Origin of the sequence: Pantoea sp. SoEX (genome assembly GCF_009829945.1) — a bacterium.
GTDB lineage: Bacteria > Pseudomonadota > Gammaproteobacteria > Enterobacterales > Enterobacteriaceae > Pantoea_C.
Genome location: NZ_SZZT01000007.1, coordinates 1 through 16,557, shown reverse-complemented (window position 1 = coordinate 16,557; position 16,557 = coordinate 1). Strand labels below are relative to the sequence as shown.

At 27.1% G+C, this 16,557-nt stretch carries 14 protein-coding genes; 8 read left to right on the top strand and 6 right to left on the bottom strand.

Annotation, left to right across the window (positions count from 1 at the left end):
- Window positions 1-21: 21 nt before the first annotated feature.
- The 5 genes from tpiA to priA form a co-directional block, all read right to left on the bottom strand.
- Window positions 22-783, bottom strand: coding sequence for a triose-phosphate isomerase (tpiA, locus tag FD726_RS03525; protein WP_159990215.1), 762 nt, complete (start codon window positions 781-783; stop codon window positions 22-24).
- Window positions 784-969: 186 nt separating this feature from the next.
- Window positions 970-1,716 carry a ferredoxin--NADP(+) reductase gene (gene fpr / locus FD726_RS03520; protein WP_159990214.1) on the bottom strand — a complete coding sequence of 249 codons (747 nt, stop codon included), beginning with the start codon at window positions 1,714-1,716 and terminating at the stop codon, window positions 970-972.
- Window positions 1,717-2,112: 396 nt separating this feature from the next.
- Complete coding sequence (hslU, locus tag FD726_RS03515) at window positions 2,113-3,456, bottom strand: HslU--HslV peptidase ATPase subunit (RefSeq protein WP_159990213.1); 1,344 nt, start codon at window positions 3,454-3,456, stop codon at window positions 2,113-2,115.
- A 12-nt stretch (window positions 3,457-3,468) separates the two neighbouring features.
- A complete protein-coding gene (gene hslV / locus FD726_RS03510) occupies window positions 3,469-3,999 on the bottom strand; it encodes an ATP-dependent protease subunit HslV (RefSeq protein WP_159990212.1) in 531 nt (176 codons plus the stop codon).
- Window positions 4,000-4,387: 388 nt separating this feature from the next.
- Entirely contained in the window at window positions 4,388-6,595 is a 2,208-nt protein-coding gene (gene priA / locus FD726_RS03505; protein ID WP_159990211.1) for a primosomal protein N', read from the bottom strand.
- Between the two features lie 193 nt (window positions 6,596-6,788).
- On the opposite strand from priA, the gene rpmE reads away from it, so the two are divergent.
- The 3 genes from rpmE (at window position 6,789) to metF (ending at window position 9,696) form a co-directional block, all read left to right on the top strand.
- Complete coding sequence (gene rpmE, locus FD726_RS03500) at window positions 6,789-7,007, top strand: 50S ribosomal protein L31 (RefSeq protein WP_159990210.1); 219 nt, start codon at window positions 6,789-6,791, stop codon at window positions 7,005-7,007.
- Window positions 7,008-7,228: 221 nt separating this feature from the next.
- Window positions 7,229-8,392, top strand: a complete 1,164-nt coding sequence (gene metB / locus FD726_RS03495; RefSeq protein ID WP_159990209.1) for a cystathionine gamma-synthase — start codon at window positions 7,229-7,231, stop codon at window positions 8,390-8,392.
- 404 nt (window positions 8,393-8,796) lie between these two features.
- Window positions 8,797-9,696: a methylenetetrahydrofolate reductase gene (gene metF / locus FD726_RS03490; RefSeq protein WP_159990208.1), complete on the top strand. Its 900-nt coding sequence runs from the start codon at window positions 8,797-8,799 to the stop codon at window positions 9,694-9,696.
- A gap of 58 nt (window positions 9,697-9,754) precedes the next feature.
- Here metF and argE read toward each other — a convergent pair whose 3' ends face one another.
- The gene (gene argE, locus FD726_RS03485; protein WP_159990227.1) at window positions 9,755-10,900 is read right to left on the bottom strand and encodes an acetylornithine deacetylase; all 1,146 of its coding nucleotides are present in this window, start codon (window positions 10,898-10,900) and stop codon (window positions 9,755-9,757) included.
- A gap of 92 nt (window positions 10,901-10,992) precedes the next feature.
- Here argE and argC point away from each other — a divergent pair, with 92 nt between their 5' ends.
- The 5 genes from argC to murI form a co-directional block, all read left to right on the top strand.
- A complete protein-coding gene (gene argC, locus FD726_RS03480) occupies window positions 10,993-11,997 on the top strand; it encodes an N-acetyl-gamma-glutamyl-phosphate reductase (protein WP_159990207.1) in 1,005 nt (334 codons plus the stop codon).
- A 15-nt stretch (window positions 11,998-12,012) separates the two neighbouring features.
- Window positions 12,013-12,786, top strand: coding sequence for an acetylglutamate kinase (gene argB / locus FD726_RS03475; RefSeq protein ID WP_204162678.1), 774 nt, complete (start codon window positions 12,013-12,015; stop codon window positions 12,784-12,786).
- Window positions 12,787-12,818: 32 nt separating this feature from the next.
- Complete coding sequence (locus tag FD726_RS03470) at window positions 12,819-14,036, top strand: argininosuccinate synthase (protein WP_159990205.1); 1,218 nt, start codon at window positions 12,819-12,821, stop codon at window positions 14,034-14,036.
- 46 nt (window positions 14,037-14,082) lie between these two features.
- Window positions 14,083-15,459 carry an argininosuccinate lyase gene (gene argH / locus FD726_RS03465; protein WP_159990204.1) on the top strand — a complete coding sequence of 459 codons (1,377 nt, stop codon included), beginning with the start codon at window positions 14,083-14,085 and terminating at the stop codon, window positions 15,457-15,459.
- A gap of 254 nt (window positions 15,460-15,713) precedes the next feature.
- Window positions 15,714-16,557, top strand: an 844-nt coding sequence (gene murI, locus FD726_RS03460; protein ID WP_159990203.1) for a glutamate racemase, incomplete at its 3' end; no start/stop codon positions are given.

Below are 16,557 nucleotides of genomic sequence, written 5' to 3'. Positions count from 1 at the left end.
TTAATTATTAGATTTGTTATGTTAAGTTCTTTTCATTTCTGCTATTCTAACTATCTTTGTAAAAATTGTAGCATTTAAAGAAGATTTACCAATTAATAATCCATCAATATCTGGTTGATTGATCATTTCAAAAGCATTTTTTTCATTAACAGAACCACCATATTGAATAGTTACAGTTTTAGCAATAGTTTCATCTTGTTCTGCCAGATAATTTCTAATACATTTATGAATATGTTGTACTTGTAAAGGGGTAGCAGATCTTCCAGTACCAATTGCCCAAACAGGTTCATAAGCAATAACAGAGTTTTTAAACGCTTCTATTCCTTGATTATCGAGTATACATTTAATTTGAGATTCACAAACTTCTCTAGTTTTACCTTGTGCATTTTCTAGTTCAGTTTCACCAATACATAAAACTGGTATTAGATTAAAGGACTTAACTAACGCATACTTTTTTGATATATAATCATTGTTTTCTTTATGATATATGCGTCTTTCAGAATGACCAATAATAACATACTGCACACCTATTTGTTTTAACATTTTTATTGAAATATCGCCTGTAAAAGCTCCAGATATATGAATATCAACGTTTTGAGCACATATCTTAATGTTATTAGCTATATTTTTTTTTATTCTGTCAATAAACAATAAAGGAGGTGCAATAGCTACTAAACACTTACTTATCTCAGCTAGCGTTTTATTAAGCTCATTGATTAAATTTTGTATTATTAAATCATTTCCATATAGCTTCCAATTACCTATAATTAATGTATTTCTCATTAGTCTTTCCAAACTAGCAATATAATATATATTCCATTAAATCTAAATGGTTTTATTATTTAATATTTCAATAGTCAATACAATTTTATTTTTTATAAAAAATAAAATCATGTATGAAAAAACTTAACCTTAATTTTGATAAGTAATTAATTAACTTTATTTTATACTATATAATGAAATTACTTATTACCAATAATTTTCGCTGGTTATATGCCCAGGATTGTTTTTTAAATTTATTTTCATTCCTCTACTATTTTTTAATAATTGTTGTGTTTCATGTACCATTCCTGGATTACCACACAGCATGACATGGCCACCATCAGAATTAATTTTTAATTTTACAGTTTCTTCTAATTTTCCATTTATAATTAAATCTGGTATGCGTCCATATAAAGATCCGGGTAATTTTTCTCGACTAATTATAGTTTGAAAATATAATTTTCCTATATATTTGTTTTGTAAAGTCTTTATTAAACTTGAAAAACTTAAATCTGTAGCATATCTTACTGCATGAACTAGTACAATTTTTTCGAAACGATCTAAATTTTTTCCATATTGTAAAATAGAAAGATATGGTCCAATAGCAGTACCTGTTGAAAGCATCCATAAATTTTTACATTTAGGAATTGAAGAAAGTATAAATGATCCACAAGCATTTTTTGTTATAAGTAAATTTTGACCTGGTTTTAATATATGTAAATAAGGACTTAATTTACCATCTGCTACTGTAGTTAAGTAAAATTCTAGTATTTCATCATTTGGTGCATTTACATAAGAATAAGCACGTTGAATACGTTTTCCTTCTAATTCCAATGCTATCTTGGTAAATTGACCAGCTATAAAAGGACAAATTGGAGCTTTTATACGAAGACTAAAGAGAGTATCTGTCCAATTTTTTACTTCGTGAACCCTAGCATCAATCCAATCAGACATATTTGAAACCTTTAATTTTTGTCATTATTTATTAATAATGTATATGTAAGTTAATACAGCCTATTATTTTTATTTATCTAATAAGTTAAGTTTTATTTTTATACAAAATAACTAAATATTTATTAAGATAATAATCGTTCAATTTTTACTAAAATTAATATCATCAGTCATATAGATAATAATTGTTCTATATCTCACCGCAATTATATTATATAATAATATAACATAAATGCTATGTTATTAAAAAATTTTTATTAAAATAGCATAGGAAATATTAAAATTTAATTATATAATATATTTTTTAATTAATGTACAAACACAATATTTATATTCAGTTATATAAAAATTAAAATTTTCATATTAAAGTTCAACTAAACATAGCTAGGCTTAAAAATATTATAATATAAAACGGCTAAGATCTTCATCAGAAATTAGCTGATCTAGATGTTTACCAACATATTCTGCATCAATTATTACTGATTCACCTTGACGATCACTAGCATCATAAGAAATATCTTCCATTAGTTTTTCAAGAACAGTATGTAACCGACGAGCACCAATATTTTCAGTAGTTTCATTAACATGCCAAGCAGCTTCTGCAATTTTACATATACTATCAATGGTAAATTTTATATTTACTCCTTCTGTACTTATTAAAGCCTTATATTGCATTGTTAAAGATGCATTAGGTTCAGTTAATATTCGTTTAAAATCTTCTACTGTTAAAGCCTTTAATTCAACGCGAATGGGTAACCTTCCTTGAAGTTCAGGTATAAGATCAGAAGGACTAGCAATTTGAAAAGCTCCAGAAGCAATAAATAAAATATGATCAGTTTTCACCATACCATGTTTAGTAGATATGGTACATCCTTCAACTAGAGGTAAAAGATCTCTTTGCACACCTTCACGAGATACATCTGGGCCTCCATGTTGACCACCATATTTGCAAATTTTATCTATTTCATCAATAAAGACAATACCATGTTGTTCAACAGCCTCGATAGCATTTTGTTTTAATTCTTCTGGATTAACTAACTTTGTTACTTCTTCTTCTATTAACAATTTCATTGCATCTTTAATTTTAAGTTTTCTAGACTTTTGTTTCTGAAATCCTAAATTTTGAAATATAGATTGTAATTGATTTGTCATTTCTTCCATACCAGGAGGAGACATAATTTCTATACCTAAAGATGCTACCGCCAAATCAATTTCAATTTCTTTATCAGCTAACTGCCCTTCACGTAATTTTTTCCTAAAAACTTGTCTGGTAGAAGAAAATTCTTTATTTTGTTTTTGTTCTGTTTCTTGACTCCAATTACTTTTCATAGGTGGAACAAGTACATCTAAAATACGTTCTTCTGCCATTTCTTCTGCTCTATTTTTATTTTTTTCTATTGCTTGACTACGTACCATCTTAACAGCTGAATCAGTTAAATCACGAATAATAGAATCCACTTCTTTGCCTACATAACCTACTTCTGTAAATTTCGTTGCTTCAACTTTAATAAAAGGCGCATTAGCTAGTTTTGCTAATCTTCTCGCTATTTCAGTTTTTCCTACGCCTGTTGGTCCAATCATTAGAATATTTTTAGGAGTTACTTCGTGACGTAATTCTTCATTTAATTGCATACGTCTCCATCTATTACGTAACGCAATTGCTACGGCTCTTTTAGCATTATCCTGACCTATTATAAAACGATTTAATTCTGTAACAATTTCACGAGGAGTCATCTCGGACATAATTAAAATCCTTTACGTCTTAAACGTTAATTCTTCTATATTGACGTTATGATTAGTATAGATGCAGATATCAGCAGCTATATTAAGTGCTTTTTCAACTATATTACGTGCATCTAATTCAGTATTTTCCAATAGAGCACGTGCTGCAGCTTGTGCAAATGTGCCTCCAGAACCAATCGAAATTAAATCATTTTCCGGTTGAATTACATCCCCATTACCACTAATAATAAGAGATGCTGATTCACCAGCTACTGCTAGCATAGCTTCAAGACGACGTAATATGCGATCAGTACGCCAATCTTTTGCTAATTCAACAGCTGCTTTAACTAGATGACCTTGATATGTTTCTAGTTTACGTTCAAATAATTCGAATAAATTAAAAGCATCTGCGGTACTACCTGCGAATCCAGCTATCACCTTATCATTGTAAAGACGACGTACCTTTTTTACATTACTCTTCATTATTGTATTTCCAAGAGTAGCTTGTCCATCACCACCAATAACTACTTTGCCTTTACGTCGTACACTGACTATTGTTGTCACAGGCAGATTTCCTTTTACATACGAGAAGAACTCTAACTATCATACTTAAAAAAATGCAGAGTGTTATGCAGAAAGATATGGGGTAAGTTTGATATGTTTCAACCCCTATTAGATATGATAGCAACAATATAGCTCGTAATAATTTAAATATTAATTTATTGCTCAAAAACAGTATACTAACTTTTAGACAATAATATTACCATATTTTTAATTATTTTACTAGTTTATCAGTTCCAAAAAATATTATATACGATATTATTAACTTCAATAAGTATTTAAAATACTTAAATAGATTAAATTTTTTTAATAAATATTATATATATAAAATATTTAGTAAATGTATAAAATATATTTAATTAGTAATTTAATGCTATTTTACTTTTAAAAATTAAGATTCAATTGGATCAATATCTATAATCAATTTTACTTTACGTGATTCTGGAATTATATAAATTAGAGGTAAAGATTTAGTAATTAATTGTTGTAAGTACTTTCTTGAAGGATGCTGTACTAAAATATGCCAGCGCCAAAACTTATTTTTTTTGGGATGTAGTGATGGCAATGGTCCCATAAACCATACCGATGCATCATTTGATGATAAATTTTCTAATAGATTGCGTAATTTTTGCAGTAATTCTATTACTTTTTTATTGTCGAAAAATTCAGCTCTAAATAAAACATGATTAGTCCATGGAGGTAATAATACTGATTTACGTTCTAATAATATCTGATTTGCAAAAGAAAAATATCCTTTATTTAATAAAGTCTTTAGTAAAGGATGATCAGGATAATATGTTTGTAAGAGAACTTCACCTTGTTTTTCAGCGCGTCCAGCACGTCCTGCAACTTGAGTATAAAGTTGAGCAAAACGTTCAGTTGCTCTAAAATCTGACGAAAATAAAGCTCCGTCTACATTTAACAACGATACCAATGTTACATTTGGAAAATGATGACCTTTCGTAATCATTTGAGTTCCAATCAAGATACATGGTTCACCTTTATTTATATTATCTATGTATTTCTTTAAAGAATCTTTATTTCTAGTTGTATCTTGATCTATTCGAAGTATTTTTGTTTTAGGAAATAATTGACTTAATTTATTTTCTATTTGTTCAGTGCCAACTCCGACAGATATCAAATTTTTTGAATTACAATTAGGACATATAAAAGGTATTACTTGTTTATGATTACAATAGTGACATCTTAATTGACGTTTATATTGATGATGTAATGTATACCCATGATCGCAATTTTTACATTTGGCAATCCAATGACAGTCATTACATAACAATAAAGGTGCAAAACCTCTACGATTTAAAAACAATAATACTTGATTTTTAGCATATAAATGAATTTGAATTTTTTTAATAAGTAACGGTGATAAACCACCAACAAGTGTTATCCCTTTGATATCTATTATCTGCTGTATTGCTAATTTAGCATTACTAACACGTTTTAATAAATTTAATTGTCGATATTTTCCCTTAAAAACGTTATACAATGTTTCTAATGCAGGAGTAGCAGAACCCATAACAATTGGTATATTTTCTTGATAAGCTCTATATACTGCTAAATCACGTGCCTGATATCTCCAACCTTCTTGTTGTTTATAGGAACTATCATGTTCTTCATCAATGATGATGATACCAGGTCTTGCTAGTGGAGTAAATAATGCGGATCTAGTACCAATTATTATAGCATTTTCTCCACGTCTAGCTCTTAGCCATACAGCAAGTCTTTCCTTATTATTTAAAGAAGAATGTAATAAATCTATAGGAACATTAAAACGTTTGCGAAATACATTAATAGTTTGAATTGTTAATCCAATTTCTGGAACTAAAATTATTGCTTGTTGACTTCTGATTAGTATATTTTCTAGTATTTGAAGATATACTTCAGTTTTACCAGAACCTGTTACACCTGCCAATAACCATGCCGAATATTTTTTATCTTCTTTTTTTATAGAATTGATAGCTATATTTTGTTCTCTATTTAATATCGGTTTTTTTCCTTTAATCATAAAATTATCTGACCAGTTTTGCAAAGGTAAATAATGTTTTTTAGGTGTACAAATACCTTTAGAATATAAAATTTGCATAACCTTAGTAGTAATATCATACTTTTTTCTAATACAATCTGATATTATTTGTTTCTGTTGTAATAAAATTAGGGCTTTTTGTTGTTTTGGAGCCTTTTTAAGAACATCAATGTTAAAAATATTACCTTTTTCAGTAATGTGCCATAACCATTTGAAATCATAATTAATTTGTTTTCCTTGACGTAATAAAACAGGAATAGAATGATTTAAAACTTCTCCTAAAGGAGAGTGATAATAGTTTGCAGCCCATTGTAATAGTTTCCATAAAGAGCTAGAAAATAATGATTCTTTATCTATAATTTCTTCAATTTCTTTTAGTTTTTTTTCTTTTAAAAGATGATCGTCATTTTCATCTAATGATACAATGATACCTATCATTTTTCTATTACCAAGAGTTACTCTTACACGACCACCGATAACTGGTTTTATGTCTTTTGGATATATATAACTAAACAAACGATTTAATGGAATTGGTAAAGCAACTTGAACAATAGACATATAAGTCTCTTTATGCATAAAAATATAGAAATTTATATTTTAAAAAATAAATATATGATCTTTAAAATAGAATATATTTATTCTACATTTAAGCTGTATAATTATAAATATTAATAATTATGATTCATATTATGAATACAATTTAAAACATATTGATTAAAGTAATGTTAACTATAATAAAGGCTATTTTTTTATGAAAAAAGGTATTCATCCCAATTATCAAATAATCACAGCTAATTGTACTTGTGGAAATATAATTGAGATTTTTTCGACTTTAAAAGAACAGAAATTAAATTTAGATGTATGTAACCAATGTCATCCATTTTATACTGGTAAACAAAGAGATGTTTCAACGAGAGGTAGAGTAGATCGCTTTAATAAAAGATTTTCTTTGGTTAATAAAAACAAATAAATACATATATAATATAAAAACAGGAATGCTTATTTTGACTAAATTTAGCATTCCTGTATATTCAAATAATTTAAAAATTACAAATTGATATATGTAATTTTATTGAAATTTAATTATTAAACATCATTATTTTATAAGTTATATAGTGAAATATAATTAATGAATTAAATTTTATAAAATATTTTACTTTTAAAGTATTTACAATTATTAGGATTGAAAAAATGAATTTTAAAAAAGCAACTGTAGCAGTTCATAGGGGTTTAAATACTGATACACAATATGGTTGTGTATCACCTCCTATTTATCTTTCTAGCAATTATAATTTTATTGCTTTTAATGAACCAAGATTACATGATTATTCACGTCGCACCAATCCAACTAGAGACATAGTACAAAAAGCTCTATCTGATTTAGAAGGAGGAGTTGGATCTATTTTAACAAACACTGGTATGTCAGCTATTCATCTTATAACAATGTCCTTACTTAGACCAGGTGATCTATTAATAGCACCTCATGATTGTTATGGTGGTACCTATCGTTTATTTCAAAGTATGAATCATCACAATCTATATAATGTAAAATTTATTAATCAAAGTAATATATCAGAATTACATAAAGTTTTTGATGAAAAACCTAATATGATATTTATTGAAAGTCCGAGTAATCCTTTATTAAGAGTAGTAGATATTGCTATGATTTGTAAATTAGCAAAAGACGTTGGTGCTATTAGCGTAGTAGACAATACATTTATGACTCCAATATTACAAAATCCTATACATTTAGGTGCAGATTTAATAGTTCACTCTTGCACTAAATATATTAATGGACATTCCGATATATTATCAGGAATAGTCATTGCAAAAAGTTCTGAGATATTAGATAAATTATCTTGGTGGGCTAATAATATAGGTGTTACTGCTGCAGCTTTTGATAGTTATTTATTACTACGTAGTATACGTACATTATTACCTAGAATTAATGTAGCTCAAAATAATGCTTTAGCAATAGTAGATTATTTAAAACAACAAAAATTTGTAAAAAAAATATACCATCCTTCTTTAGTGGATAATGTTGGTTATAAATATGCAGTTAAACAACAAAAGGGTTTTGGAGCTATTATCAGCATGGAAATTTATGGAAACATTGAAACACTCAAGCTATTTTTAAAATCACTAAAATTATTCACTCTAGCAGAATCTTTAGGAAGTGTAGAAAGTTTGATTTGTCATGCTGCTAGTATGACACATGCAGGTATGTCTCATGAAGCAAGAAATAAAGCGGGCATTTCTGAAATGTTATTACGAATTTCAGTAGGAATAGAAGATAAAGAAGATTTAATTAATGATTTAGATAATGCATTTAAAATTGTCTCAAATAATTTTTAGTATTTTTATAACAAAACACACATCATATCATCTATTAGAAAACTAATAAAATTAGCTAAAGTAATTATTAAATCTAATGTTATTTATATTATAATTTTCGGTTATTTTCAATAAAATTAATGATTAGCAATAAAATATAATTATAAAATATTTAACCTATTATATTTTCATGTAGATAATTTACGTTAGGTTATTATCTTTCATTAATATCAATTATTGTCATTCAATCATATATTTTATCTATTTCTTTTATTAATTCATAATAATTGGATTAAAGCTAATTTCATATAAATACAATACTTTATAAATTTAAGGCATTTAACCATAATCTATTAATGTCTAGCATTACATGATTTAAGTAATGATATTAAAATTTTAAAAAATCCTTGACTAAGGTGAATGGGATGAGTAATGATGCTAATCAACAAAAACAGTTAAATCAAAGTGAATTGGAATTTAATAAAAAATTTAATATCTCATTTGAGTTTTTTCCTCCCCGTAATAAAGAAATGGAAGCAATTCTATGGAATTCAATTAATTTTCTGAGTAAATTAAACCCAAAATTTGTATCAGTTACTTATGGCGTTAATTCGAAAGAAAAAAATCTTACATATAATGTTACTAAGAATATAATAGAGCGTACTGGATTAAAAGCGGTTCCTCATTTAACATGCGTAGATTCAACACGTCAAGAATTATTTGACATAGCATCCAGTTATTGGAATAATGGTATATCTAAGATAGTAGCGTTAAGAGGAGATATTCCTAAATGCAATGTTAAACCGAAAATGTATTGTTACGAATTAGTTGCTTTGCTAAAAAAAGTGGGTGATTTTGATATTTCTGTAGCTGCTTATCCTGAAGTACACCCAGAAGCAAAAAATGCGCAATCTGATCTAGTGAATTTAAAATATAAAATTGATGCAGGTGCTAATAGTGCAATTACTCAATTTTTTTTTAATATAGATAATTATTTGCGTTTTAGAGATCGTTGTGTTGCTGTAGGTATAGATGTAGAAATTGTACCTGGTATCTTACCGGTATCAAACTTTAGACAGTTAAAACATTTTGCAAAAATTAGTAAAGTAAATATTCCTCTATGGATGTATAAATTGTTTAATGGATTAGATAATGATATCGAAACTTGTAAGATGATAGGTACCCACATAGCCATGAATATGGTTGAAAAATTATCTAAAGAAGGAGTTACAGATTTTCATTTTTATACTTTGAATAAATATGAAATGAGTTATTCAATTTGTCATATATTAGGAATTAAACCCATTAAATACCATAATTGTTGATAAATTTGATAAAAAGATCTACGTATTAAACCTTTTTATCAAATTTTGATTAATTTTATTAATTACAAAAATAATTTATTATACTATAGATATTTTTGTAAGCTGGTTTAATGTATGACATATGCATAAATTCATTTGGTTGGTGAGCTTGATTAATTGATCCCGCACCAAAGATTAAAGTTGGACATAATTTTTGTATAAATGGTGCTTCTGTACAATAATCAACCGATTCTAAATTTTTATTTAGTAATTTTTGCATTTTTCTTACAAAGATATTATCAATACAGCATTTATATGAAGAAATAGGTGGATATAATGTTTCTATAGTTATTCGATCACTCCATTTATTTGTGATAGGTTTTAATATTTGATCAATTAGTTTATTTACAGTATCTATATTAGTAGTAGAAACAAAACGAATGTCTAAATATAATTCACAATAAGGACAAATACGATTAGCTATATCTCCTCCTTTAATACAACCAAAATTAACTATTAAACAAGGTCTTGTATGCTGATTAATTGGATTTTTTTCTGTAATATTTCTTAGTCTTATTAAATTACTTATTACTTTCTGCATTAATTCTATAGAGTTTACACTATGAGATAAGTTACTGGAATGACCTGAATCACCTCTAATACTAACTATAATAGGAATATATCCTCTGTGTTCGTAAACTAGTTTAAGAGAAGTGGGTTCACCTATAATCGCTATATCTGGTTTTAATGTAGTTGATTTTACAAAATCATTAGCTCCTATCATAGTAGTTTCTTCATCAGCAGTAGCTAAAATGTACAAGGGTTTTTTTAATTTTTTTAGTTCAATATTTCGCAAAACATCCACAATTAATGCAAAAAAGCCTTTCATATCTACTGCACCTAAACCATATAATTTATTATTAAATTCAGTTAAAACAAAAGGATCATATTTCCAATAATTAGCATCGAAGGGTACTGTATCGGTATGACCTGTTAGCATTAAACCCCCCAGATCATTTCTAGTTTTCGCTAATAAATTAAATTTGTTTCGAGTATTTGAAATAGAATATAATTCAACGTTCAAACCTAGATCGTTAAACCAATTTGCTAATGAATCAATTAAAAATTTATTACTACAGTCCATAGATTGATCTATTGAGCTAATAGTTGGTATAGATATTAATTTTCGATAACACTCGATAAAAGAAGGTAATTTTTTTGATATCATTATATGCACTTCAAATTAATTAAATTTAATAAATATTACATTATTTATTAAAAGTAAAACATATTAAATTTAAATAGAGATTTGATATTATGTTAAATACATTAATAATTGGCGCTACTGGATATACTGGAGTAGAACTAGTATACATTCTACATCGGCATCCATGCATAAATATAGTTGGTTTAGTAGTTTCAGAAAATAGTCTAAATATAGGTAAATCTTTATCTGAAGTTCATCCAAGAATGAAAAATATAATAGATTTGCCCTTACAAAGTATTACAAATTCATTAATTTGGAAGAGTAACATTGATGTGGTTTTCTTAGCCACTTCTCATAATATAAGTCATGAATTAGCTCCAAGATTTCTTAAAAATGGTTGTGTAGTATTTGATCTTTCAGGAGCTTTTCGTATTAAAGATAAAAATTTTTATGAAAGATTTTATGGTCTGCGCCATAAATATGATTTTTGGTTAGATAAAGCAGTATATGGTTTAGCTGAGCTTCATCGCAAAGAAATTAAAAAAGCACAACTAATAGCATTACCAGGATGTTATCCTACTGTATCACAGTTAGCTATCAAACCATTATTAAATGCAAATTTAATAGATATAAATCAAAATCCAGTAATTAATGCTATTAGTGGAGTAAGTGGTACTGGACGTAAAGCAATTTTAAATAATCATTTTTGTGAAATCAGCTTAGAACCTTATGGAATTTTTAATCATCGTCATCACTTAGAAATCGTTAAAAATTTAGGTATTGAAGTAATTTTTATACCTCATATTGGAAATTTTTCTCGTGGCATTTTAGCTACTATAACTTGCCTATTGAAAATAGGGGTAAATAAAGAAAATATCATTAAAGCATTTGATGATATTTATTACGATAAACCTTTAATTAGAATGTACAATAAAGGATTTCCATCTTTAAAATCAGTAGTAGGTTTACCTTATTGTGATATTGGTTTTGCAGTACAAGATAAACATATTATTATTATTGCAGCTGAAGATAATCTCCTAAAAGGAGCGGCTTCTCAAGCAGTTCAGTGCATGAATATTCGTTTTAGTTTTCCTGAAACACAATCAATTATATAAAAATATATTACTATGATGAAACCTTTGGTTATTAAATTAGGTGGTGCTATTTTAAAAAAAGAAATGGCGTTAAATAATCTATTCAAAACCCTAGCAAATTATGTAAATATTTACAATAGATTTATAATAATCACTCACGGTGGTGGTTATATAGTAGATGATTTAATGAATAAATTATCGTTAAATATAATAAAAAAAGATGGATTAAGAATTACTCCTCATGATCAAATTGATATAGTAATTGGAGCTTTAGCAGGAATTGCTAATAAAAAATTACTATCACATGCAAAAAAATACAAAATTAACGCTATAGGTTTATGTTTAGGTGATGGAAATATAGTTCATTCAGCAATGATAAATAAAAATTTAGGGAATGTTGGTTATGTAATACCTGGAAACCCTTATTTATTAGATATTTTATTTAATAATAGATATATACCAATAATTAGTTCTATAGGTATTGATGAAAATGGTAATTTATTAAATATTAATGCTGATGAAGCTGCTACGGTTATAGCGTTAACTATAAATGCTAGTTTAATATTATTATCCGATGTAAATGGTATAAAAGATAACAAAGGATATTTTATTAAAGAGATAAATGCATACGAAGCAGAAAAATTAATATCTAGCAATATAATTAAAAATGGTATGGTTATAAAAGTAAGAGCAGCATTGAGAGCTGCTAAAATTTTAAGTCAGCCTGTAAATATAGCTAGTTGGGAATATCCTAATCAATTAAGCGATTTACTTAATGGATATTCAATTGGTACTAGAGTTAGATATTAATATCTATTTAATATGTTAGAAGGATTATATAAATGAATATAAAACGTGTAAAAAAAATAGTTTTAGCTTATTCTGGCGGACTTGATACTTCTGCAATTATTCCTTGGTTAAAAGAAAATTATACCTCTTGCGAAGTAATTGCCTTTGTAGCTGACATTGGTCAACCAGATAACTCTTTAGCTGATATAGAACAAAAAGCAAAACAATCTGGAGCATCTTCATGTTATATTATTGATTTAAAAGAGGATTTTGTAGAAAACTATATTTATCCAGTTTTACAAACTGGTGCAACATATGAAAGTTTTTACCTCATGGGAACATGTATGGCAAGACCTATTATTGCTAAAGCACAAGTTGATTTAGCTATTAAAATTAATGCTGATACTTTATGTCATGGATCAACCGGTAAAGGTAATGACCAAGTTCGTTTTGAATCTGCTTATACTGCATTAGCACCAAAATTAAAATTAATAGCACCTTGGCGTGAATGGCATTTAAATTCTCGAGAATCTCTTTTAAGATATTTAAAAGATAAAAACATTGAAACTCATATATCTACAAAAAAAATATATAGTCGTGACGAAAATATTTGGCATATTTCAACAGAAGGCGGCATGTTAGAAGATCCATCTAAAAAACCTGAAAAAAATTGCTGGATTTGGACTAATGACCCCGTAGATGCTCCAGATGAACCGGAAACGCTAGTGATTAATATTAAAAAAGGACGAGTAGTTGGAATTAATGATAAAAAATTAAGTCCTTTTCAATGTTTAAAAAAATTAAATATCATGGGAGCCAAACATGGTATTGGAAGAGTAGATATGATAGAAAATCGTCTAATAGGAATTAAATCAAGAGGATGTTATGAAACTCCTGGTGGCACGATAATGTTTAATGCACTACGCGCATTAGAACAGTTAGTTTTAGATCGTGATAGTTTTAAATGGCGACAACAGTTAGGTTATGAAATGTCATATGTTGTTTATGAAGGGCGATGGTTTACACCTTTGCGTAAGTCTATACAATGTGCTGCCAAAATATTATCAGATGAATTAACTGGTGAGGTAATTATGCAGCTATATAAAGGTAATGCAATTGTTATAGGAAAAAAATCAATTAATAGTTTATATTCAAAAGATTATTCTACTTTTTCAGAAGATAACGTATATGATCATAAGGATGCAGGAGGTTTTGTTAAGTTATTCTCCTTAGTTTCTAGAATTAGAGCTCTTAAAAAACAAAATAAATAAGTTATTTTTTTAATTTTCTTTTTAATAATGATTGATAAGGATATATATGTCACTTTGGGGTGGAAGATTTAGAGATTCGATAAATCACAATTTTAAGAATTTTAATGATTCTTTACAATTTGATTACAGATTGGCAGAACAGGATATTATGAGTTCTATTGCATGGTCTAAAGCATTAATGAAAGCAAATGTTTTGAATTCAAAAGAGCAAAAACAATTAGAAGATGAACTAAGTGTTTTATTAAATAAAATCCGGATTAATCCTGAAGTTATATTATCTAGTAATGCAGAAGATATTCACAGTTGGGTTGAAAGTAAATTAATTTCAAAATTAGGTGAATTAGGTAAAAAATTACATACTGGTCGTAGTCGTAATGATCAAGTAACAACTGCTCTAAAGTTGTGGTGCAAAGTTAATATTAACCAATTATTAAACAATATATTAGAATTAAAAAAAGCGCTAATATTAATTGCTGAATGTAACCAAGATACCATAATGCCAGGTTATACACATTTGCAACATGCACAACCAATAACTTTTGCATATTGGTGTTTGGCCTATGTAGAAATGTTTATACGAGATAATAATCGTCTAAAAGATACCTTGAAAAGGTTAGATGTTAGCCCACTGGGTTGTGGTGCTTTAGCAGGAACAACTTATAATATTGATAGACATCAACTAGCTAATTTATTAGGATTTAAATCTGTTACTAATAATAGTTTAGATACTGTATCTGATCGTGACTATGTATTAGAACTAATATCTAATGCAGCAATTAGTATGATACATTTATCAAGATTTGCTGAAGATCTCATTTTTTTTAATAGTAATGAAGTCGGGTTTATAGAATTATCAGACGAAGTGACATCAGGTTCATCTCTTATGCCCCAGAAAAAAAATCCAGATGTATTAGAACTTATTCGGGGAAAATGTGGAAAAATACAAGGTGCTTTAACTGGTATTATGATGACATTAAAAGGTTTACCTTTATCATATAACAAAGATATGCAAGAAGATAAAGAATGTTTATTTAATACTGTAGATACTTGGAATTCATGTATTAGTATGTCAATTTTAGTTTTAACAAAATTAAAAATAAACAAAAATCGCTGCAAAGATGCTTTAAAAAAAAGTTATTGTAATGCAACTGAATTAGCAGATTATCTTGTATCAAAGGGCATACCTTTTCGTACAGCACATTGTATTGTTGGTAAAATAATATTAGAAGCAATTAATCAGAAAGCAGCATTAGAAGATTTAGATTTAAAACAACTAAAAAACTTTTGCCCTCTAATTACAGAAGATGTGTATTCCATTCTAAACTTTCAGTCATGTCTTGATAAACGCAGTTCACAAGGAGGCGTATCTTCTTCACAAGTTAGACAGGCTATCAAATCTGCAAAAAAAAATTTTTTTTCTTAGATTAATTTTTAAATTTTTTAGAAATGTTTATAGTTAATATGAACTTATTTTTTATATATGGCATTATAATATCCGTTTGTTATATTTAAGAATAAGTATATAAATACAATACACTCAAGATAAAAAATTCATTATAGAAATAAATTTTACTAACTATATCGGGATACATATTTAGTATTTATCCTTAAGATAATTGAGATAAATACCAATATTAAATATATTTATATTTAGTAAAATTATGGAATTTTATATTTATGATTTATACACATAAAAATACAAATAATTTATTATCAACAACTAAAAATAATTTAAAACCAGTAATACTTATATTTGATTCTGGTATAGGAGGTATATCAGTATACAGTGAAATTAAAAAACAGTTTCCTGATATTTATTATATTTATGTCTTTGATAATGCTGCTTTTCCTTATGGAAATAAAAATAAATTATTTATTACTAAACGTATTGTTAATATTATTAAAATAATTTCCAAAGAATACTTAATATCTTTAGCTGTTATAGCTTGCAATACCGCAAGTGTTATTGCACTGATTGAATTGCGTAAACATTGTAATTTTCCTATAGTTGGAACAGTTCCAGCTATAAAACCTTCGGTCAAAATAACAAGAAATGGTATAATAGGATTAATAGCTACATATAATACTATCTCTAGTATTTATATACAAAAATTAATTATGTCATTTGCCAAAAGTTGTAAAATTTTAACTATTATATCTAATAAATTAGTACATATCTCAGAATCAAAATTTTTAGGAAAGAAAATTTGTCTAAAAGAAATATATGGTATTTTACAACCATGGTTAAATAAATCCAATGTGTCACCAGATACTGTAATTTTAGGTTGCACTCATTATGTTTTATTACGAAGTGAATTACAACAGTTACTGCCACCAAATACACGTTTAATTGATTCTGGTTTAGCTATTGCATATCATGTAAATACGTTATTAAATTATAAAGAGATTAAAATTGGATTTTTAGAAGAAAATATAGTTTTTTGTACAGCTATTAATACTAAATCATTAGAATTATCTTTAATTTTAAAAAAATACGGTTTTCCTATAATGCACGAAATCA